Genomic DNA, 22,250 nt, shown 5'->3' with positions numbered 1-22,250 from the left:
TGCTTTCTCCCCGGCACCCTGCGTAGTCCGACGCACCGGAGCTTACCTGAGTTCCTTCACCGCGTCGTCCGGTCCGCAAGAAGATCCGTACCGGGCTGAATAGCGCTCGTGAACATCGTGACTAAACGTAATTGCCATTCGGGTGAATGTCTCGACGAGAAGTGCATTTTTCCTGGTGAAGATGCAGATCCGTATGCACACTCAGCGTGATGATTACGCGTAAAGTGGCGCTCGTCGCAGCTCTGGTCCTCCCGCTCGCCCTTTCCGGTTGCGCGACCGAAACCGCGCCGGGACCCGCCTCTGAATCGGCGTCGCCATCGGCGGAATGGGCGCCTCGGCAGCCGCGGCCCGCCGATCGCGACCGGGCCGCGCTGGCGGAGGTGGACAAACTGGACCTTTGCGCATTGATCGACCTCGGCGTCTACGCGAAGCGCAAGGCGAACGACACCCCGGTCAACCTCGTGCCCTGGACGCGCGACGACCGGCGCGAGTGTCGGTTGACGCGCGACGACGCGCCGCTGCTCACGGTGACCGACGAGGAATCGACCGGCGACACCGAACGGCGGTTCAGCACGGTCGTCGACCTGGGCGGGGTCAAGGGTTATCAGCTGGAGAGCCGACGCGGTGGGGAGACCGTCGACTGCGTGTATCGCATTCCGGTCAGTTTCCGTCGCGCGATCCGGATCGATCCGTACGTCGGCAGAGCCGAGGGGCCGCATGCCTGTGAAATGGTCAAGGATTTCGCGGCGGGGGCGGCGGCGAAGCTGCCCAGGAACCTCGTCTATCCGCCGGACGGGCAGGACACCGGGGCGCTAGGGGCATGCGCGGACCTGCTGGGCGGCGAAATCTGCGATCCGGCCGTACCGGTGCCGGTTCCGGAGGATCACCGGGAACTGCTGGTCGCTGGTGAGCACAATCCGAACGTGCTGTGTGCGACGTTCGCCGCAGCGGTTACCCAGGTCTACGGTGCCGGTTTCCGTCCGGTCGCAACGCCGAATGCCTGTTATTTCGTCGAATCACAGCACCGGCTCCAGATCGAAGCCGGATTCACGGCGAGGGGCGACAACGCGGGCATTTTCGGATCGGACACCACGCTGTGGAAGGACAAAAAGAAGATAACCGTGGTCGACAAGCCCGCGGTCATGTATCAGACCCTCGGCGAGGACGAATTCGACATCTACGCCTCGCCTACGGGCGACCTCGACGAACGCGGGCACGTCCGGTTCCGGCTGAGTGCGAAGGATGAACGCGGGATACACAGCGACGCGCACCCAAAGCTGTCCAAAGAGGACTGGGTGCGCGCGCTGCGTGTCATGGAATCCGTGATCGACCGGCACTTCCTCGGCTGGTGATCACGGCGTCGGGGAGCAGGCCGTGGAGCCGACGGTGACGCTGCCGGTGATGCCCGAGTCCGGCGTGAAGTCGATGCGCAGCATGGTCAGGGACATGCTGCCGTCGCCGGGCAGGTTCTGGACGTTGAACACCGCGTTCGCCAGCACGGTTCCGCCGGACTTCGTCAGCGGCTTCGTGTAGTTGGCGGGCATGGGTGAGGGCAGGCCGGTTATGCCGCTGAGACCGCCGAACGTCCAGTTCGCGTTCGTTTGCGTCTGGGTGGCGGTGCAGGTGACCTCGTAGTTGCGGATCCGGACGCGCGGGCCGCCGAGGCTCACCAGCGCGGACAGTTCGAAGTTCGTTCCGGTGGCCTTCGACGTCGTGGTCGTGATGTCGTTGGCGGGGTCGGTCACGGTGGTCGTGCACGACGAGGTGCCGCCGCCGAAGCTGACGCCGGGCTTGGTCACCAGGCCGGATTGCGCGCTCGTCGGGCCTTCGACGGCGCAGGGCGCCAGCTTCGGGATCGTGCTCGTGGTACCGGACTTGGTGAAGTCGGCCGCGCCAAGCGAGGCGACGCCCGCCGGAGTCGTGGCGTGGGCGGGGAGGACGCCGGCGGTCAGCCCTGCCACCAGCAACGCGGTCAGTGCGCCGGCTCGTTTCGCCATCGTGCTGCGCATTTCGTGTCCTCCTCGCTCGCCTTGCTCGTACGAGGTGAATATCCGTCAGGTTGTTCCGGCTGTTGCATTCACGGCCGATGTGTCACTCGTTCGTGCGGGACGACCACCCGATCGCAAATCCAGTCGTGTATCCGGATACAGGTATGTATCTTGACGATCATGCCGACCTACCGCGTGCTCGTCCGGGGCAAGTTCGACCGGCCCGACGAGCCGACCCGAGCCCGGCTGCTCGCCGCCGACCAGCCCGAAATGGCCTTCACCGAAGAGGGTTCGCTGTCCTACAACCACCATCTCGCGAGCTTCGGCTTCCGGATCGTCGTGCACGTCGAGCCGGGGGAGAACGCCGAACGCGAGGCGCGCGACCAAGCCGAGCTGAGGGCGATGGAACTACTCGAGGAACAGCGCTACCCGTATCGGGACCTCGGATCCACCGCGACCTGCATGGACGACATCAAGATCAACCGCCGCAGCTGAGGCGACGGCTCAGAACGCGGTAGCGATGTACTCGAAGTTCCCCGCCCCGACCGTGCGCTCCAGAGTGCGGATCACCGAACGCGAGTTGTCGTACGGACCGTCGATGTAGAACGGCTTGCCGTCGTTGCCGAAGGTAATGACGCTCGGTCCGCTCCACGAGCCGAGATGGCCCTCGACGTCGGGCCAGCCAGGGTGTGGCTCGAAACCGAGGCCGCGCGCGTACTCGATGGCCCCGAACACGATTTCGCGGGCCAGTTCGATTGGCGCCTCGATCGGGTCGCCGTGGTACGCGTCGAAGTAGGCGTGGACGAACGCCCGCAACTCGTGTTCGTCCATGACCTTGTGGTCGTAGATGTTCTTCAGCCCGAGGCAGTAGACGTCGACGAGATAGCCACAGATGTCGATCTTGTCGTACCGGTGTTCGCGGGCCACCAGCACCGCGACCATCCCGCCGGTCTCCGCCGCGGTGTCCTCGTCGCGCGGCCATTCAGGGTGTCCCGCGATGGTGAGGCCGGTGCTCCAGGTCGGGCTGACCCAGCAGCCCACCACGCGCGGCTCGGGTGCGGCAGTCCGCGCCGCGGCGGCCACCGCGCGGACCAGCCGCGAGGCTTCGGCCGACCCGATGCCCAGCGTCTTCGCGATTTGCTTCGGCGCGAGTCCCCGTTCGCGAAGCTGACGGACCTGGTCGAGACGTTCCCCGGTCGACATGTCGCGGATAGTAGCTGTTTGGCGTCAGCTCGCGATGAAAGGGCTGGGCTCACCTGCATGGGATACGTAGAGCGCGTCCCGGGCACGAGTCGACGCCACGAACAGCAGGCAGCGTTCACGCTGGGTGTCCTGGGCGTGAGTGGCCGGATCCTCCTCGACGGCGGTGACGGCAGCCGGGAGCGGGACGGCGCCCTGGTCGACGCCGATGACGGCGCCGCACTGAAATTCCAGTCCCTTCATCCCGTGCATGGTCTCCACCCGCACGCCACTCTTGCCTGACGTCGTTATGCCGGCTTTCTTGAGTGCGTCGCGCACGGTTTTTCGCATCGCTTTGGTTCGGGTGGCGACCCCGATGGCGTGAGCCTCGATTCCTTGGCCCAGCCAGCCGACGACCTGCTGGACGAGCCCGTCCAGTTCGGCGTCACGGTCGGGGTAGGGGTGTACCGCCGGGCGACGTCCATGCAACGACGACTGGTAGCCCTTGAGCGTGTCGGGTTCGTCGTCGAGACCGGTGACGTTCTGGGCGTTCAGCACTCCGACCGACCACTGCAGGATCTCCTGTGTCGTCCGGTAACCGACCGTCAGCCGTTTGCTGCGCCCTTGCACCTTGATGCCGAGGCTGCCCAACGAGACCCGGTTGTCGTAGATGCGCTGGTTGGGATCGCTGACGATGAACAGGTCATCCGGCTGGTGGCCGACCAGATTCCGCAACAGCCGCCACTGGGTGGGGTGCAGGTCCTGGCCTTCGTCGACGAGCACATGCAGGTATGGCGGCCGGTCCCGGTCGGCGAGAATCCGGACGGCGTCGGCAACCACCTGGAGGTGGAGACGTTGCCCGGTGCTCTTGAGCTCGTCCAGCGCGTGGGCGATCCCCTCCCACACAGTTTCGCGGGGAACACTGAGCCGTTTCAACCGTCCTTTGCGCTCACAGGCCAAGTAGGCGTCCCGATCCGCGAGGTCCTGGGCCATGATGACCTGGTCCCATTCGCTTTCCAGGAATTTCCCGGAGACGGCTTCACCGATGTGCTTCGCAGCGCTGTGCCACAGCCGGGTCTTGGCGTGATCGTGGATGATGTCCGGCGGGCTGCCCTCCGCGTCCCGCACGATGTCGTAGGCGACCTTGTTCACCGTGGACACCCTGATCCGTGACAGGACCGACTCATCGTCGATGATCTGGCCGAGCTGGTCCTGCAACGCGTCGGCCAGATTGTTCGTGAAGGTGGTCATCAGGATGGCCGGGGCCTCGCCGGGCGGCAGCTTTTCCGCGAGGAACGCGGCCCGATGAACCGCAGTGACGGTCTTGCCCGTTCCCGCACCGCCGGTGACCAGCGCGGGGCCGGTATAGAGCGCCCGATAGGCGATGTTCTCCTGCCGTTTGTGCAGGAAGGTCCGCCATAGGGCGAACGGATTGGCCAGCATCTCGGCGAGATCTTCCGGTCCGGTGATGGGGGCGAACCGGTCCGGGGTGCGATGGATCGCGGCGGTCAGGTCCGCCGGATCGATGCCGGGTTCCGGCTTCTCGTCGACGAGCTGGTCGCACAGCAGCTGCCAGACCTCTTCCTCGTCGTACCCCGCCGCGAAGGCGACCAGCACGTTGTACTGCGGTTCGGGAAGCAACTTGGCCATCGGGGCGAGGTGCTCTTCGGACACCATGTTCCGGACCAGCGGCAGTACCTCGGCGTCGATGCCGAGCCTGATCAGCGCGCTGTCCTTGACATGGTCGAACAGCCGGGTTTCGGTCTGCCGCGAGGCGTTCCGGATGGCGGGTTCGAGCTGGTCGATCGCCGCTTGATCGCGTACTTCGAGTACCCCGAAAGCCTGGTTGACGCTGAACCGTTTACTGATCGCGTAACGGTTCGCCTTGTCGTGTGGGAGCACCGTGAGCAGGGTGTACTCGTCGCCGTCCTCCGGGGCGAGGACGATGCCACGCCAGAAGTCGTTGATCCTGATCGTACGGACGCGCGGGTCGATCGAGCCCTGCAGCTTCTCGAGGTGTAATCCCGCGTGTGTGTGGAAGGGGAACCGGCCCAGCGCATTGTCGACCAGTCGCTGTACCGGCTTCTCCAGCTTGACGTAGGCCGCCAGGAAGTCCTTCGCGATGTTCAGCCGTGCCACAGTGTCCCCTCATCGCCGTAACGGGCCGGGTTGACCTTACGACCTTGCAGTCACGCATGGTATCCAGATATGAGAATCGGGTGGCCGGTTCGGGGAGGGTGGAGTGCACGTGCATGACCGAGCGATCGCGGTTCCCGCACCGGGGCAGCTAGTTACAGTACGAAATCGGCAGTGGGTGGCGGCAGATGTTGCGCGAGGCGCAGTCGCCAGCAGCGATCCCCATGTTCTCTCCGCCCGTGCGCCACATCTGGTGACGTTGGCCAGCATCGAGGACGATGCGAGGGACGAGGAACTCCGTGTGGTCTGGGAGCTGGAGCCCGGTGCCCTGATCCACGACTCCACGGTGCTGCCGAGCCCGGAGCACGGCTTCGACGATCCCGCCGAGCTTGCCGCGTTCCTGCACGCCGTGCGCTGGGGCGCCATCGCATCCGCGGACACCACGGCCTTGCAAGCACCGTTCCGGTCCGGCATCCAGGTCGAGGATTATCAGCTCGACCCCGTCGTCCGCGCTCTGTCTATGCCGAGGACGAACCTGCTCATCGCCGACGACGTCGGGCTGGGGAAGACGGTCGAAGCCGGCCTGGTGATCCAGGAGCTCTTCCTTCGGCATCGGGCACGCACGATGCTGATCGTCTGCCCGGCCGGTCTGACGTTCCAGTGGCGGGACGAAATGCAGGAGAAGTTCGGGCTCGACTTCCGGATCGTCGATGCCGAACTGCTGAAGAAACTCCGCCGTCAGCGCGGACTGTACGTGAACCCGTGGACGCACTACCCGCGGTTGATCGTCAGCATCGACTGGCTCAAGCGGGAACGTCCGATGCGGCTGCTCCGGGAGGTACTGCCGGCCACTCCGCGTTACCCACGTGCCTTCGACCTGCTATTGGTCGACGAGGTGCACAACTGCGCGCCGTCCGGGCGAGGCAAGTACGCGGTGGATTCGTGGCGCACCAAGGCGATTCGTGCGCTCGCGCCGCATTGCGAGCATCGCCTTTTCCTTTCGGCGACGCCGCACAACGGCTACCTGGAGTCGTTCACCGCGCTCCTGGAAATGCTGGACGACCAGCGGTTTGCCCGCGGAGTGAAGCCGGCCGAGGACCAGCTCGCCAAGATCATGATCCGCCGCATGAAGAGCACTCTGCCGAAGAACTGGGACGGGACGAATCGGTTTCCCCGGCGTGAGATCCGGTACCTGGAACTGGACTACTCGCCGGAGGAACGGTCGGCGCACGCTCTGCTTGCGCAGTACGCCGAGAGCCGGAAGGCCGCGTCGTCGGACAAGGGGTCGAGGTCCGCGGCGGAATTCGTCACTACGCTGCTGAAGCGTCGTATGTTCTCGTCGCCGAAAGCGCTCGCCGAGACGGTGAAAAAGCATCTTGAAACCATGGCGGGGCGAGAAGAAGGCGTCGGTGGCAGGCAGGCCCTGTTGCCCCTGATCGAGCGGTTGGACGAAACCGCCGAGGACGACGCGGCTTACGCCGAGGCGGAGGAGGCCGCGCTCAGTGCGGTGCGTGGCTGCGCACCTCCGTTGAGCTCCGCTGAACGAGGGATGCTGAACGAGCTCCTGAACTGGGCCGAAGCTGCCATCGACCGGCCGGATGCCAAAGTCCGTCAGCTTCAAGGCTGGCTGGAGCCGATCGTTCGGCCCGATGGCGAGTGGAGCTCGGAGCGTGTCATCGTGTTCACCGAATACCGGGACACTCAGCGCTGGTTGTATCAGCAATTGATCCAGGCGGGCTACCCGAAAGAACGGCTGGAACTGCTCTACGGCGGCCAGGATGAGAAGAAGCGGGAAGAGGTAAAGACGAGGTTCACCTCTGAGCCAGAACTCGACGATGTCCGGGTGCTGATCGCCACCGACGCCGCGAGCGAGGGCATCAACCTCCAGGACTACTGTCATCGGATTCTGCATTGGGAGATTCCCTGGAACCCGAACCGGCTCGAACAGCGCAACGGCCGGGTCGACCGGCATGGTCAGCGCGCGGCGGAGGTTGAGGTCCGGCACTTCGTGCCCGCGGGCTGGGAAACCGCGAACTTCGGCGAGGGTTCTCTCGAAGACGAGCTGGACTTCCTCCGGATCGCGGTGGAGAAGGTCGAGCAGATCCGGGAAGATCTCGGGAGCGCGGGCGAGGTGATCTCCGCGCAGGTCGAACGCAAGATGCTCGGCGAACAGTCCGGTTGGGTGATGGCGGACGCCGAGATCAGGAAACGCGCGTCGCGGGCGCGGCTGAAGGTCGAACGTGATCTCGCTCGCGACCTCCAGCGGCTGACCGAAACCCTGGCGGGAAGCCGCACCGAGCTGGACCTGACACCCGAGACGGTGGAGCAGGTAGTGCGGACGGCGCTCCGGCTGGCGCATCGTCGTGAGCTGGAGCCCGCGACTCCGCCGAGAGGCTTTGCGGCACCGGTGTTCCGTCTGCCGGAGTTGCCCGGCGCGTGGGCTTCGGCACGGAACGCCGGGTTGTACCACGCCTTGACCGGCAAAGAACGGTTGGTGACCTTCGACCAGGACGCGGTCGCCGGTCGTCACGACGTCGTATTGCTGCATCTCGGTCATCAGCTGGTGCAGATGTGCCTGCGGTTGCTCAGGGCGGAGCTGTGGGCCCAGGCTCGTGCCGGCGGCGGTCCGACGGGCAAGCTCAACCGGGTGACGGCCAGGGTCGTGCCCGGCGATCACCTACTGCAGCCCGCAGTGGTGGCGCATGGCCGGGTCGTCGTGACTGGCGCCGAGGGAACTCGGCTGCACGAGGAGGTCATGGCCGCCGGCGGCGTGATCGACCAGGGACGTCTGCGCAGGGCCACAGCGGACGAGGTGACTGGGTGGCTCGCCGCGGCGTCGACCGACACCGTGCCCGATGAGCTACGTGTCCGTTTCGCCGAGCTGTGGCCCGAGCTGAGCAACCCGCTCGCGAAACTTCTCGCTCGGCGGGCGGCGGATCGGACGAGGAGCATGGAGGCGTTGCTGCGCAAGCGGTGCGACGAGGAAGTGGCCGGGATCGGTGTTGTTCTCGATGAACTCGAACGGTCGATCCGAGAGGCGCTCGACGTCACCGACCATTGGCAGCAAGGCAGCTTGTTCGACCTTGACGACGAGCGAGAACAGTTGCACGCGGACCACGAGGCGTTGCTGGCCCGTCTGGAGAACATCCCTGATCAACGGGAGGACGAGACGGCGGCGTTGCGGCGACGGTACGCCGACCCAGTGGCGCGCTGGTTCCCCGCAGCGGTGGAGTTCCTGGTCCCGGAGTCGATCGTGAAGGGAATGCGCTGATGCCCGCCGCGAGGCCGAAGATTCCGCGTCCCCCGAGTGTGGCGGAGCAGCACTCGGAATGGCTTTCACTGGTACGTCCGGAAGGTCCGTTCCTCGCCCTGCCGGTGCTTGCTGACGCACTTCCGCAGGGGCTTGAGGAAATCCCGAAGGAGACTCGTGCCCGGGTGCGGCAGGCCTGGGCGGAACTGGCCGCGGCGCCCGACCTGCTCGGCCCGCGGTGGCAGGAGCTGATCCTGACGGAAGTCCTTCGCTACCCGAAGGCGATGATCTCCAGCAGCGTGCTGTCGTCCGCGGATTTTCGCGGGCTTCGGCCGGACGCGCTGCTCGGCCAGGGCGGTGCGACCAGGATGCACCTCTACCGGCGTGCCTTCGACGAGCAACTGACGACCGCAGTGCGCGGCCAACCCGCGTTGACGGAGCGGGCGGCGCAGGTCTGTCGTGACACACGCGTGCCGTTGGCGCTGCTCACCAATGGTCGTCTGTGGGTGCTTGTGCACGCCCGGCCCGGTGAGACCACGAGTACTGCGGTGTTCGACGCGGATTTGTGGTCGGAAGAACCAGCTTTGCTGCGGGCGTTGGCTTCGCTCTGTGTCGCAACGCGAGTGTTGCCCGCTCCGACTCGCGCGGACGGTACGCCTTCTACCAGCCTAGCCGCGCTGTTCGCCCGAAGCGCCGAGGAACACGCTCACGTCACGACGACGCTCGGCAACCAGGTGCGGCAGGCCGTCGAGCTGCTCGTCGCCGAGATCGCCTTCCGGGACCGGGAAAGCGGCGGCGTTCTGCTGGCCGACGTTCCTGAACGGGAGATCTACCGCGGCGCGTTGACGGTGTTGATGCGTCTGGTGTTCCTGCTGTCGGCCGAGGAACAACGGCTCCTGCCGGTCACCGATCCGATCTACGCGCTGGGCTATGCCGTTTCGACCCTGCACGAACAGCTGACAGCCGACCGTAGCCGGTACGGAGACGAGGTGGCCGACCGCAGCCGCGCGGCGTGGCCACGGTTGCTGGCGCTGTTCGCCGCCATCCATGGCGGTTGTGAGCACCCGGACCTGCGGATTCCGGCGTACGGGGGTTCGTTGTTCGACCCGCGCCGCTATCCGTGGCTGGAGGCTGCCGAGGTCAGCGACCAGGTAATGCACGAGATCCTGGACGCGCTCCTCGTGCTCAAGCATCGTGGCAAAGCGCCCGAGCAGTTGAGCTATGCCCGGCTCGGGGTCGAGCAGATCGGCCACGTGTATGAGGGTTTGCTGGAGTTCTCGTGCAAGAAGGTGGCAGAGCCGTACGTCGGGCTGCGGGGCAAACTGGAGCCGGAGCTGCCGCTGAGCGAGGTCGAGGCTCTCCTCAGAGAGGATGAGCTTCGGGCTCGATGCGATGCCACGCCCAAGCAGTTCGCGAAGTGGCTCGCTGCGGAGCCGACACTGGAGCAGATGGCCGACCTGCGAGCGGCTTTCGACAACGACGACGCGCTCGCCGAGCGGGCGCGTCCGTTCTGGGGGCTCTTGCGCCAGGACCTGCGTGGAAAGCCGACAATTTTCCCGGCGGGGTCTGTTCTGTTCACACAGGTGGGCGATCGACGGTCGACGGGCACGCACTACACGCCGCGGAAACTTGCCGAGGAAGTCGTCGAGCACACCTTGGCACCGTTGTGTTTCGATCCGGGCCCCGCGCAGGGAGCCGAACTTGCCGATTGGCGGGTGAAACCCGCGGCGGATCTCCTGAAGCTCAACGTGGTAGACCCGGCGATGGGGTCCGGCGCGTTTCTTGTTTCGGCCTGTCGGTACCTGGCCGAACGGCTCGTGCAGGCTTGGGAGCGGGACGGCGTCCCCGACGACGTCGCCGTGTTGCTTGACGACAAGGACGATCGCGAAGGGCTGTTGCTCGCGGCACGGCGCCTCGTCGCGGCTCGTTGTCTGTATGGTGTTGACCGCGATGACATGGCCGTCGAACTGGCGAAGCTGTCGTTGTGGCTGGTCACGTTGGCCAAGGACAAGCCGTTCGGGTTTCTGGATCACGCGTTGCGGTGCGGGGACTCGCTGATCGGCCTGCTGAACGAACGGCAGCTCGTGTCGTTCCACCTCGACGCGTCGAGTGGTCAGAGCGCGGGCACGAACCTGTTCCGGTATCTCAACGAGCGGATCGACCTCCTGCTGTCCGACGCGGCAGACCTGCGTCGGGAGATCGAAGCGAGCGTTGTGCAGGATGCGCGAGATGCGGCCGAGAAGGCTGAGCTGCTGGCCAACGCGGAGTGGATGACGCGGAAGCTGCGGATCGCCGCCGATGCGGTGGTCGGCGCGGCACTATCCACTGTGGTCAAGAGCGGGCCGTGGTACGAGGACGATCCTGCCGAGGAGGTTGCCTACGAACGCCGGCTCGACGGGATCGCCGATCAAGTCGATGCGTTGCTGCGTGAGGAGGATTCGGATTCTCCCGTTGAACGGGAGCTGAAGGGGATCATCGGCGAGTGGTTGCGTGGGCCGCGTCCGGAGCCGATCCGGCCGCTGCACTGGCCGCTGGAGTTCCCCGAGGTGATGAGTACCGGTGGCTTCGATGCCGTGGTGGGCAACCCTCCATTCATCGGTGGCCAGCGGCTCACTGGGGCGATAGGTAAGGACGTGCGGGAGTATCTGGTCGAGTACGTCGGCAAGGGCAAGCGGGGGAGTGCGGACCTGTGTTCATACTTCCTGCTGCGCAATGTCGATATCTCGTTAGGTGGTCGAGTAGGCATCATCGCCACGAACACGATCGCGCAGGGCGACACTCGTGAGGTCGGTCTTGACCAGGTAGTTGCGCACGGGCGTTCGGTTTACCGGGCAGTGAAGTCGCAGCCGTGGCCGGGTACCGCTTCGCTGGAAGTCTCACTGGTTTGGGTCGGAGATACGCAACTCGGCGAGGCGATTCAGCTCGACGGACGTGTGGTCCACGCGGTCACTCCGTCACTCGACGCTCGTTCGCGGGTGTCTGGCAATCCTTATCGTTTGGCTGCCAATGCTGCGCAGTCTTTTCAGGGTTCTAACGTGCTTGGCAAGGGCTTCATGATGTCGCCTGCGGAGGCCCAGAATCTCATCGAGAAGGACGCAAAGAACAAGGATGTGCTGTTCCCGTATCTGGGCGGCGAGGATCTCAACTCCAAATTTGACGGATCTGCCAGTCGTTGGGTGATCAACTTCCGTGATTGGAACATGGAGACTGCGCAGCAGTACAAGGATTGTTTTGCCATCGTTGAAGAGAAGGTTAAGCCTGGTCGGTTGGGCAACAATCGGAAAATCTACCGTGACTATTGGTGGCAATATGCTGAAAAGCGTCCTGCGTTACAGGAAGCTATCTCTGATCTAAGTCGAATGCTTGTGATAGCGCGAGTTAGTCGAACCGGATTGCCTATTTTTGTTTCAACCGGCCAAGTCGTTAGCGAAGGTACGGTAGTATTTGCGGTCGATCGAGATGCTTATCTTGCGCTTTTGTCCAGCAACTTACATTTTGCATGGTGGACCAATAAGGGTGCATCAACACTGCGGACTGACGCGCGCTACACGCCCTCGGACGGGTTTGAGACGTTTCCGCAGCCGGTGTTGACGGAGCGGATGGATCGGGCCGGGGAGGAGCTGGATACGTTCCGGCGGTCGGTGATGCTGGAGCGTCAGCTCGGACTGACCAAGCTGTACAACCTGGTGCACAACGAGTCTAACCAGGACAGTGACATCGTGCGACTGCGAGAGATCCACACCGAGATCGACCTCGCCACCGCCGAGGCCTACGGCTGGGCGGACCTCGATCTCGGCCACGGCTTCCACCAGATTCGTCAGGGGCAGCGATTCACCATCGCGCCGGATGCCCAGACCGAGCTCCTCGACCTACTGCTTGAACTCAACTTCGAGCGTCACGCCGAGGAAGAACGCCAGGGCCTGCACCGCAAGAAGAAGACCAAACCCAAGCGCGCCAGGAAAACCACCGAGCAGCAGCAACCGTTGGATGGCCTCTTCGCGCCGGATGGCTCGCTCTTCTGAGCGAGTCCGGGCGACGAGGGAGGAGAGGGATTCATGGAAAAGAAGTTCACCAGCGACGAGGTGCCGCTCGCGCAGCTGCTCGACCAGGCCAAGTTGGGCAAACTCCAGCTGCCCGACTTTCAGCGCGGTTGGGTCTGGGACGACAACCATATCTCCAGTCTGCTGGCGTCACTGTCGCTGTCCTACCCGATCGGCGCGGTCATGACGCTCCAGACCGGAAACCCCGACGTCCGGTTCCGGTCCCGGCCGTTGCAGGGTGTCGACCTGCGCAGCCCGGTCGAGCCGGAGTTCCTCTTGCTGGACGGTCAGCAGCGCATCACCTCGCTCTACCTCGCCTTGCGTTCCGGCGCACCGGTGCCGACCACGGACGCGCGGAACAACCCGATGGAACGTCGGTACTTCGCCGACATCAGGGCGTGCATCGACCCGGCCCGCGATCGTGAGGACGCCATCATCAGCGTCCATGGACGCGGTGTGGTGACGACATTCCGCGGTGACGTGGTCCTGGATGTGTCGACGGTGGAAGCACAGGTGGCCGCAGAGATGTTTCCGCTGGACAGAGTCATGGACTACTCCGAGACGATGTCGTGGCACTACGCCTATGTCGACAACGGCCCGGGGGAACGTGATGAGCGCCTTCAGGTCTGGCGTACGTTCCACGAAACGGTGATCAATGCTTTCGTGCAGTATCAGGTTCCGACGATCGCGCTGATTCGGTCCACGCCCAAGGAAGCGGTCTGCCAGGTCTTCGAGAAGGTCAACACCGGTGGTGTCTCACTGACGGTGTTCGAGCTGCTCACCGCCACCTACGCGGCTGACGACTTCAATCTGCGAGCCGACTGGGACGAACGCGAAAAGCTGCTCGGTGCGGAGCGGCTGCTTCGCGGGTTCGAGGCCACCGACTTCCTGCAGATCCTGACATTGCTGGCCACCTTCGATCGGCGGAAGCGGTATCTCGCGGACAAGCCCGGTGATGACAAAGCAGCGCCCGCTGTTTCGTGTAAGCGGCGGGAAGTACTGAGGTTGGAACTCGCCGACTACCGGAAGCGGGCCGACGAGGCGACCGAGGCCCTGCGGCAGGTCGTGCGGTTCCTGCATGGCGAACACGTGTATCGCGCGAACGACGTGCCTTATGCTACCCAGCTGGTGCCGCTCGCCGCGATTTTCGTGACGCTCGGCGACGCTGCCGACCGGCCGCACGCCCAGCAGATGTTGCAACAGTGGTACTGGTGCGGTGTGCTCGGTGAGATGTACGGCGGTTCGACCGAAACGAGGTTCGCCAATGATCTGCAGGACGTCACCGCGTGGATCGGCGAGGACGGACCGGAGCCGGGCACGGTACGGGAGGCTCAGTTCCAGGCCGCCCGGCTGCTGACGCTTCGCACGCGTAACAGCGCCGCGTACAAGGGTATTTACGCTCTCCTGATGAAGCGGGGCGGACGGGACTTCCGGACCGGCAAGACAATCGATGTCACCGCCTATCTGGACGACGCTATCGACATCCGGCATATCTTTCCCCAGCGGTGGTGCGCCGGGAACGATATCCGCGCGGGCATCGCCGACTGCATCGTCAACAAGACGGCGATCGACGCCCGCACCCACCATCGTGTCCGGGGTGACGCGCCCAGCAAGTACCTGGCCCGGATCGAGAGCCAGGACCAGGTCGAACCCGCATATTTGAACGCCATCCTGCGTTCGCACGACATCGACACGGTCGCGGTGCGCGCGGATGACTTCCCGACGTTCTTCAACGCCCGCTTCGAGCGGTTGCTGCGGCAGATCGAGGAGGCGATGGGGAAGCCGGTCAACCGGTCCGCCGATCGCTCGGAAAGCCCGTTCCCGGACGTATACCGGGATGCCGATCGGGTACGCGAGGGTATCCGGGCGCTGATCGAGGCCGACGAGAACAAGGTCGCCGAATTCAAGTCGACCGGCCGGAAGAACCTGCGTACCGGGGAACGGGACGACGACATCGAATGGGGTGTCATCAAGTCGATCACCGCGTTTATGAACACCTATGGCGGAACACTGCTGGTGGGTGTCGAGGACAACACGGGTAAAGTCGTCGGAATCGAAGAGGATTTTCCCTACGTCGCGAAGAAGAACGTCGACGGCTGGGAGTTGTGGCTCACCGACGTGGTGTCCCGGGCGGTGGGCAAGGTCGCGGCGGCAGGCCTCGATGTCCGGATGGCGAAGTTCGACGGCGGGACCGTCGCACGTATCGATGTCGCGCCCGCCGCGAAACCCCAGTTCGCTACGCCGCTGAAGGGCGACAGGAGGCCGCGCTTCCTCGTTCGTATCAACAACTCCACCCACGAGTTGCAGGGCAGGGAGGCGGTGGACTACCAGCGCGGACGCTGGACCGACTGACGTGCGCCGGATGTCCAGTGATTGTCGGTGCCGACCGCTACGGTACGTCTCATGACCCAACTGTCGGTGCTGAAGGCGCCCGAGCCGGGCGAGATCCGCGACGAGCTGCAGCGGCTCGTGGTGAACGATCTGCTCGGCCCGCTCGACGGCGCTGAAGAAGAGTTCACCGGCGCGGAGAACCCGATCGACCGATACCCGCTGGGCAGGCTGGCCTCCCGGGGCGAGGTCGTGGAGCCCGAGACCCAGGACGGCTTCTCCGCCGCCGACGCGGGCGAAGCCGCCGATCCGGATCCGGAACCGGACGCGCCGAATGTCACGAGCCTGACGCCTTCATCGCTGGGGTTCACCGCGCATGTGGACGGTCAGGAGAGCGAACTGCTCGTGATCGCTTCGTGGGGCCGCTACGAGCGGGCCAAGTCGGAGCGGGAGGACACCGTGGGCACGGTGGTGTGGCGGCGTGTTCCGATGGGTGGGGACGTCGTCGTCCCGCTGAAACAGGGCAGGTTCACCGGCCTGGTTCCCGACGAACGAGAACCGGCGGTCGTGATCCGCGGTCGGGTGCGTAAGCACGCGGGGAACTGGCTGGTCTCTGTATTCCTGGAGAATGGCCAGCCCCAACCCGACCGCAAGCGACACCCGGAGCTGTGGATCTTCCAGGTTGAGCTCACCGCTGCCGCGGCGGGTGAGCGTCCGGTGTTCCTGCCGCGGTTCGAGCGCGCTCGCGGTGGGGACAAGCAGGACAAGGCCGAGCGCCGGCGCCTGGCGATGGCATATCGGTTCCACTCCGAGTTCGCCTTCGGCAGCGGCACGGCGGTGCATGCGACCACCGCTGTCGGCAACCCGACGCGGGCCATCCGGATCAGCACCAGGACGGTTCCGGAGTACGAAATCCCGTTCACCGATGTGCCCACCGCCGAAACCGACGAAGACCTGCCGGAACTCGACGACGTCGTACTCGACATGAAGCAGCTCGCCGAGCTGGCCGAACAGTCCGCCGACGCGGTGAGCGCCGCACTGCGGCCGTTGGCATCCGGATATCGTGCCTGGATCGAGCACAGGCGTGCGGACATCGAAGACCCCGCGCATCATCTCGAGGACTACCGCGATGAGGCGGTGGACGGGCTGGCCGCGGCTACCCGCGCCGCCGAGCGTGTCGAAGCGGGTATCGAGGCACTGACCACGAACGCGAATGCCCGGCGTGCCTTCGCCTTCGCCAACTGGGCCATGTACCTGCAGCGCCTGCATACCCAGGTCGCGGCCCGGCGCCGCAAAGACCAGCACAGCGACTTCGACGCCGTCGTCGCTGAGGTCGACACCGGGACCTCGCAGCGGTGGCGGCCGTTCCAGCTGGCCTTCATCCTGCTGAACTTGCCGTCATTGGCCGACCCCACGCATCCGGAGCGATCCGAAGATCGTGAACGGGCCGTGGCCGATCTGTTGTGGTTCCCCACCGGTGGCGGGAAGACCGAGGCCTATCTCGGTCTGACGGCCTTCGCCATCGCGGTTCGGCGCTTGCAGCCGGTCTTCGGGGAGTACAACGCCAAGGCCGGCGTCGCGGTGCTCATGCGGTACACGCTCCGGTTGCTGACCATCCAGCAGTTCGAACGCGCGGCTACGTTGATTTGTGCCGCCGAGACCCTGCGCCGGGGCGACGAACAGACCTGGGGCGATGAGCCCTTTCGGATCGGTATGTGGGTCGGTGGCCGGGTCACGCCGAACAAGACCGAGCACGCGGAGGAGTGGCTCAAGCAGCGCCGGAATATCCGAGGCGCGGTCACCCGCGCACAGGGGTCCCCACACCAGCTCTCCAGCTGTCCGTGGTGCGGCACCAAAATCGACCCGGGGCGCGACATCGAGGTACACAAGCCCCATCAGCGGACCCTGGTCGTTTGTCCCGGGCTCAGCTGTCCGTTCGGTGCCGTCGCCGAGGACACACAAGACCTCGCGGTTGATCGCAAAGGCCTGCCGGTGCTGGTGGTCGACGAGGAGATCTACCGCCACCCACCGTCTCTGCTCATCGGGACGGTGGACAAGTTCGCCCAGCTTCCGTGGCGGGGCGAGACGATCTCGTTGTTCGGCAGAGTCGACCGGCGCTGCGAACGACACGGGCTGGTGACACCCGACATGCAGCGGGAGAACGGCGGGGAAGAACCCGGCTTCCACCCGCCGACCCCGCATGCGCCGGCCGCGCAGATCGTCCGCATCGCTCACCTGCGGCCGCCGGACCTCATCATCCAGGACGAGCTGCATTTGATTTCGGGGCCGCTGGGCACACTGGTCGGACTGTACGAGAACGCGGTGGACAAGCTGGCCACCTGGCAGGATCCGGCGACCTCGCGCACGGTTCGTCCCAAGGTGATCGCCTCCACCGCGACCGTCCGGCGGGCCGACAGCCAGATCGACTCGCTGTTCAATCGGAAGACAGCGATCTTCCCGCCCCCTGGGCTCTCGGTCGATGACAATTTCTTTGCCCGGCAACGGGATCCGTGGAACCAGCCGGGCAGGCGCTATGTCGGTATCTGCGCCCATGGCGCCCGGATCAAGTCGACATTGATTCGGGTGTACGTATCGGTGCTGGGTGCTGCGCAGAAACTGCACGAGCAGTACGGCCGGAACGAAGTCACCGACCCGTACATGACCTTGGTCGGGTACTTCAACAGCCTGCGCGATCTCGGGGGTATGCGCCGGATCGCCGAGGACGACGTCCGCAGCCGGCTTCAGCGTGCTCACGAGCGGGGGCTGGCCAGGCGTTTCGTCTCCGACGACGGGATCAAGGAACTCACCTCGCGGTTGTCCTCGGACGAGATCCGGCCGCTGCTCGACAAGCTCGAAGTCACTTTTCCTCGGCGCAAGGAGAAGGGCGCCCCCACACCCATCGATGTCCTGCTGGCCACCAACATGATCGCGGTCGGTGTCGATGTCTCCCGGCTCGGCGCAATGGTGGTGTGCGGGCAGCCCAAGTCGACGGCCGAGTACATCCAGGCCACCAGCCGCGTCGGCCGTACCCGGGAAGCTCCCGGGCTGGTGTTCACCGTGTACAACTGGGCTCGGCCGAGGGACTTGTCGCACTACGAGAGCTTCGAACATTTCCACGCGACCGTGTACCGGCACGTCGAGGCGCTCTCGGTGACGCCGTTCGCCGAGCGGGCCGTCGATCGTGGGCTGACCGGGGTGCTGGTGGCACTGGTCCGGGAGCTCGAACTCACCTACAACGGCAACCTGGAAGCGCTCAATTTCGACAAGGATTCGCCGCTGGCCGATCATGTCGTCCGCTACCTGCGTCGACGGGCCCTCGAAGTCAGCGACAAGCCCACCGCCGTGCGGGTCGAGGCGGCACTCGATGACCGGCTGGCCAACTGGGCGCGCCAACGGAATGTTTCCGGCCGCCTGCTGGCTTATAAGCAGCCGAGGAGGACCGAGGATGTCGTGGGTCTGCTGTACAAACCCAACGAAGGGCGGTGGCGGCAGATGACCTGCCCTACCTCACTTCGTGACGTGGAGCCAGGTGTGCAGCTGCTGCTTCAGCGCGTCGACGGCGGGCGTGACGAGGAACCTCCCTACCTGCCGCCGAGCGAACCGGCCGCCGAAGCGGGTGATGACGCATCATGACCCCCCAAGTCCAGCATCGCGTGGGCGCGTTGCGCCCCAACCAGCTGCTGCACACCTACGGCGTCGGCGCCATGGCAGACCTGCCCAGCTTGTCCGTGATCATGCTCGGCCTGGACTACTGGAACCTCGACCAGTCGAGTACTCCCATCCAGGAAGACCGCTTGCTGGCCGCAGTGCGCGCCAAGCTCGGTCACCAGGTGAGCAATCTCCGGCTCCCGCCCTATCTGCCGGAAAACCCGGCTGACCCCTTCGGCCAGTGGACCAAAGTCGGGGTACCGGTCGCTCTTTTTCCACGCTGGCTTCGGTGTTCTCGGTGTAGCCAGCTCGGCGAGGCCGAGGGAGGCCTGTTTGAACTCGATCCGGATCCGTTCCGGCCGGACGCCGTTCGTTATGTACACAAATGTTATGGAAACGGACGAAAACGTCCGACTGCTCTCCCCGCCCGGTTCGTGCTCGCGTGCGAGAACGGACATCTTGACGATTTCCCATGGCACTACTACACCCATCGCGGCCTGCCTCCGGAGACCGGGCACCCGCTCAAGATGACCGAGTCCGGCAGCACTGGCGAGGCGGCGAACGTCTTCGTGTCCTGTACCTCTGCTTCATGCCCAGCCAGCAGGTCGATGTCGGAGGCGTTCGGCGAACCGGCGGCGGCCAGCCTGCCCGTCTGCCGCGGGCGGCATCCGCACCTGCCGGGCGTCTTCGAGGACTGCGGACTACCAGTGCGCACCTTGGTTCTCGGTGCCACCAACAGCTGGTTTCCCATGCAGCTGCGGGCCTTCACTGTGCCCAAGGCGGACAACACACTGGCGCATCTGGTCGCTGAGTTCTGGACGATGCTCGCGCTGTACACACAGGTACCAAAAGAGGTCGCCCAGCAAATGATCCAGAATTTGCCATGCTGGCTGGAGCTCGAACCCTACGGGATCGAGCGAGTCTGGGAAGCCATGGAGTCGCATGCCGAACACAGCGAAAAGGAGCACCGGAGCGCCGATCCCGCCGATCTTCAGAAACCGGAGTGGGACGCGTTCACCGCGATTGACCAGGTTGACGTGGCTGATTTCACCACCGTGCACGAGAAAGTCCCGCGCAGCGCGAGTTCCTGGCTTCAGCGGCTTGTCCTGATACCGAGGCTGCGGGAGGTCGCCGCCTTGTATGGGTTCACCCGGATCGACGCACCCGAGTGGGAAGTACAGGAAACCGAGGATCAGCGCCGGGCTCCGCTGTCGGTGGGGGACCCGACGTGGGTGCCCTGTGCCGAGATGCGCGGTGAGGGATTCTTCCTTCGATTCGACGAAGAGCGGATCGCCCAGTGGGAGCGCTCTGCCGCCGTTCACCAACGGGAATCGGGATACCTGTTGCCCGCGCACCGGAAGTGGTGTGCGCAACGAGAGGTCGATCCGGGTGGTTGGCCGGGGACGCGCTATGTACTTCTCCACACCTTCGCGCATGTCCTCATCCGTGAGCTTGCCCTCGAGTCCGGGTACAGCGCGGCAGGCATCGGTGAGCGGATCTACGCGCGAAGTCCGCGCTCCGGTGAGGAACCGATGGCCGGTGTTTTGTTGTACACGGCCGCGCCGGACAGTGAGGGGACGCTTGGCGGCCTGGTTTCCCTCGGCCGCACTGAGCGGCTCGGCCAGCTCATCGACCGTGCGCTGGAGGCTGCTCAGATGTGCAGCTCGGACCCGTTGTGTTCGGAACATGATCCGCGGGAACACGGTCGTTTGTCCGGGGCCGCCTGCCATGCGTGTCTGTTCGCGGCGGAAACGACCTGCGAGCGCGGGAACCAGTACCTGGATCGAGCCTTGCTCGTCGATACGCTCGGCGCCACCGGGCATGGCTTCTTCGGCGCTCACTGATCCGTTTTGGGCAGGATCTCGACTCGTTCCGCCTGGATGATCTCGGACTGCCGTCCGGTGTGCCGCAGGGAGCCCGTGACACGGAGTTCGTTTCCGTCCCGGTGGGCGGCGAGAGCCAAGTCGTAATCGCGTGACCCGAGGCGCAGCACGATCCGTTCCTCGGCCCGTCGTTTCTCTGCGACCTCCACTACGCCCGCCAGCTGTACCTTTCCCAGTTTGTCAGTCGGCGTGCGATGCAGATCGACGACTCGGCCGATGACCGTCGCGACTGCCTCGGTGGGGTACTTGCGGAGGAACTTGCCGCCGCGCTTGATCACCGAGATGATTCGCGAATCAAATCGGAGTAACGGTGTTTCGACATTAACCGGAGAATCCAAGGCCCAGGAAAATGACAACTCAAAGGTGCTTTGCCGTTGCCCACCCACATTCGCGAGAGCTTCGCAGAGATTCGCCGAAACGCCGTCGCCGATTCGTTCGACAAACGCGGTGTAATCGTCATTGCGTGAGAGTTCCGCGGCTTCGCGCGCGGACGCTGCGGCTTGGTGGAGGTGCAGCAGTGCGTCACGTGGCGAGTACAGCGGGGTGACACCTTCCTCTGGGAGAGGGCTTTCAACTCGGAGTACGTAACTTCCCACGCTGGTCTGCCCCAGTCGTAGTGTGCTGATGATCGCTTTGGCAGCATCGGGTTTATTGCTGGGCAGAACGCTCGGTCGCGTGGGTGACACGGTCGACGTCGCGGCGGCCATGAGCAGATCATGCGTTCCCTGCACGGCCTTCAGCCCCTCCGGCAGCGGAATGGTTCCGCTCGGGCCGTCGGGAACAGTGCGAATGTAGTGAACATCGACCCTGGACGAACGCAGGTCACGGACTATCTCCTGGGGAGGCCGGCCTTCCACAAGAGCAAGGGTTTCCACGACGTCTGAGACGCCGTTGGCGTAGTCGCGCAGTTCCGGCACCGCGGGGACGAGCACTTCTGCGTCACCGTCATCGACAGCGAACTTCCAGATCACGGATCGGCTGTAGGTTCCACTTTCCTGCCAGCCCGTGGCACGAAGGTATGTCACGATGTCCGCGAGCTGAATGGACGCCAGCTGCTCAAGGGGAAGATCAGGTCGCATCACGCCTCCACCGGGAGCGATTCTGCAGGGGCCAGGAGCTCCCGTAGAGCCGCGACAGTGAGTAGATTCCGGACCGGCACATCGACAGCCACTGTCGCGACTTGGTGCGGGTCCACCCTGGGTTTGTCCAGAAGGGACACCCAGTAGGCTGCGTACCTCAGCTCGGTGCGCTCGTGCGTGATGACCGCGTAGTCCGGCCAATCGTCCGGCACAACGACGAGGGTGAGGAAGCGTGGCATCTGAAAGTCGGAACCGGCGAGGTTGTTGAAATGCTTGGCCTCCATCCGGTACTTCCAGAACCCGTCCCGGTGCGTCGCGCGGCGACGCATCCAGGATTTGACCTGCACTTGGATGCTGGGGTGGCGCCAGCGTCCCAGAACACCCTTGTAGCCAAGTGTCAGGTCGATGCCCCGGGTGTCGATGTCTTCCTGCCCGACGGTAAGCCCGGCTGCCGACGCCAGCACCCGGATAAACGACTCGCCGAACGCACCCTGATGCTCGCTCTTGTCCAGCCCCATGTCCACCGCTTCGAGTATGGATTTGCTTCGATCGTAGACGATGTGTCGCGAAGCACGAGGCCGATTGGCGGCTGAGTCCTGGCTTACCAGCGTTCACACTATGTGGTGACGTGAGTAGATTGTTGTCCCGCTTGATTGTAAGCCGCCCTCCTGGCACTGAGGCTGTCGCGTACGACGCATGTCAACAGGAGGGTGTTGTGT

Annotated in this window: 12 protein-coding genes; 7 read left to right on the top strand and 5 right to left on the bottom strand. The window is 64.8% G+C overall.

All coding sequences use genetic code 11. From position 1 onward, the window contains the following. Positions 1-224 precede the first annotated feature (224 nt). Entirely contained in the window at positions 225-1,352 is a 1,128-nt protein-coding gene (locus ACFW0G_RS05630) for a hypothetical protein (RefSeq protein ID WP_378323572.1), read from the top strand. Here the strand turns inward: ACFW0G_RS05630 and ACFW0G_RS05625 are convergent, their stop codons facing one another. Then, on the bottom strand, positions 1,353-2,009 hold the full coding sequence (locus ACFW0G_RS05625) for a hypothetical protein (protein ID WP_378323571.1): 657 nt from the start codon (positions 2,007-2,009) through the stop codon (positions 1,353-1,355). 159 nt (positions 2,010-2,168) lie between these two features. Between ACFW0G_RS05625 and ACFW0G_RS05620 the strand changes: the two genes are divergently transcribed. Then, positions 2,169-2,483, top strand: a complete 315-nt coding sequence (locus ACFW0G_RS05620; RefSeq protein ID WP_378323570.1) for a DUF6204 family protein — start codon at positions 2,169-2,171, stop codon at positions 2,481-2,483. A 9-nt stretch (positions 2,484-2,492) separates the two neighbouring features. On the opposite strand, the gene ACFW0G_RS05615 is transcribed toward ACFW0G_RS05620, so the two are convergent. Together ACFW0G_RS05615 and ACFW0G_RS05610 are read right to left on the bottom strand one after the other, a co-directional pair. Then, a complete protein-coding gene (locus tag ACFW0G_RS05615) occupies positions 2,493-3,191 on the bottom strand; it encodes a helix-turn-helix domain-containing protein (RefSeq protein WP_378323569.1) in 699 nt (232 codons plus the stop codon). Positions 3,192-3,215: 24 nt separating this feature from the next. Next, complete coding sequence (locus ACFW0G_RS05610) at positions 3,216-5,306, bottom strand: UvrD-helicase domain-containing protein (RefSeq protein WP_378323568.1); 2,091 nt, start codon at positions 5,304-5,306, stop codon at positions 3,216-3,218. Positions 5,307-5,409: 103 nt separating this feature from the next. Between ACFW0G_RS05610 and drmD the strand changes: the two genes are divergently transcribed. Genes drmD through drmB form a run of 5 tightly spaced genes read left to right on the top strand, consistent with a single transcriptional unit; the run spans position 5,410 to position 20,413 of the window. Then, positions 5,410-8,574: a DISARM system SNF2-like helicase DrmD gene (drmD, locus tag ACFW0G_RS05605; protein WP_378323567.1), complete on the top strand. Its 3,165-nt coding sequence runs from the start codon at positions 5,410-5,412 to the stop codon at positions 8,572-8,574. Then, positions 8,574-12,575: an Eco57I restriction-modification methylase domain-containing protein gene (locus ACFW0G_RS05600; RefSeq protein ID WP_378323566.1), complete on the top strand. Its 4,002-nt coding sequence runs from the start codon at positions 8,574-8,576 to the stop codon at positions 12,573-12,575. Before drmD ends, ACFW0G_RS05600 begins: the two co-directional genes overlap by 1 nt. Positions 12,576-12,608: 33 nt before the next feature. Continuing rightward, positions 12,609-14,945, top strand: coding sequence for a DUF262 domain-containing protein (locus tag ACFW0G_RS05595; protein ID WP_378323565.1), 2,337 nt, complete (start codon positions 12,609-12,611; stop codon positions 14,943-14,945). Between the two features lie 51 nt (positions 14,946-14,996). Beyond that, complete coding sequence (gene drmA, locus ACFW0G_RS05590; protein WP_378323564.1) at positions 14,997-18,554, top strand: DISARM system helicase DrmA; 3,558 nt, start codon at positions 14,997-14,999, stop codon at positions 18,552-18,554. Next, positions 18,551-20,413 carry a DrmB family protein gene (drmB, locus tag ACFW0G_RS05585; RefSeq protein ID WP_378323563.1) on the top strand — a complete coding sequence of 621 codons (1,863 nt, stop codon included), beginning with the start codon at positions 18,551-18,553 and terminating at the stop codon, positions 20,411-20,413. Before drmA ends, drmB begins: the two co-directional genes overlap by 4 nt. Here the strand turns inward: drmB and ACFW0G_RS05580 are convergent. Together ACFW0G_RS05580 and ACFW0G_RS05575 are read right to left on the bottom strand one after the other, a co-directional pair. Continuing rightward, positions 20,407-21,531, bottom strand: a complete 1,125-nt coding sequence (locus tag ACFW0G_RS05580) for a hypothetical protein (protein WP_378323562.1) — start codon at positions 21,529-21,531, stop codon at positions 20,407-20,409. The genes drmB and ACFW0G_RS05580 overlap by 7 nt on opposite strands. Further along, positions 21,531-22,049: a DUF4365 domain-containing protein gene (locus ACFW0G_RS05575; RefSeq protein WP_378323725.1), complete on the bottom strand. Its 519-nt coding sequence runs from the start codon at positions 22,047-22,049 to the stop codon at positions 21,531-21,533. The genes ACFW0G_RS05580 and ACFW0G_RS05575 overlap by 1 nt, the downstream gene beginning before the upstream one ends. Positions 22,050-22,250: the final 201 nt, after the last annotated feature.

This window comes from Amycolatopsis sp. NPDC058986 (assembly GCF_042741125.1).
Classification (GTDB): Bacteria; Actinomycetota; Actinomycetes; order Mycobacteriales; family Pseudonocardiaceae; genus Amycolatopsis.
This window is presented reverse-complemented; position numbering and strand designations above follow the sequence as displayed.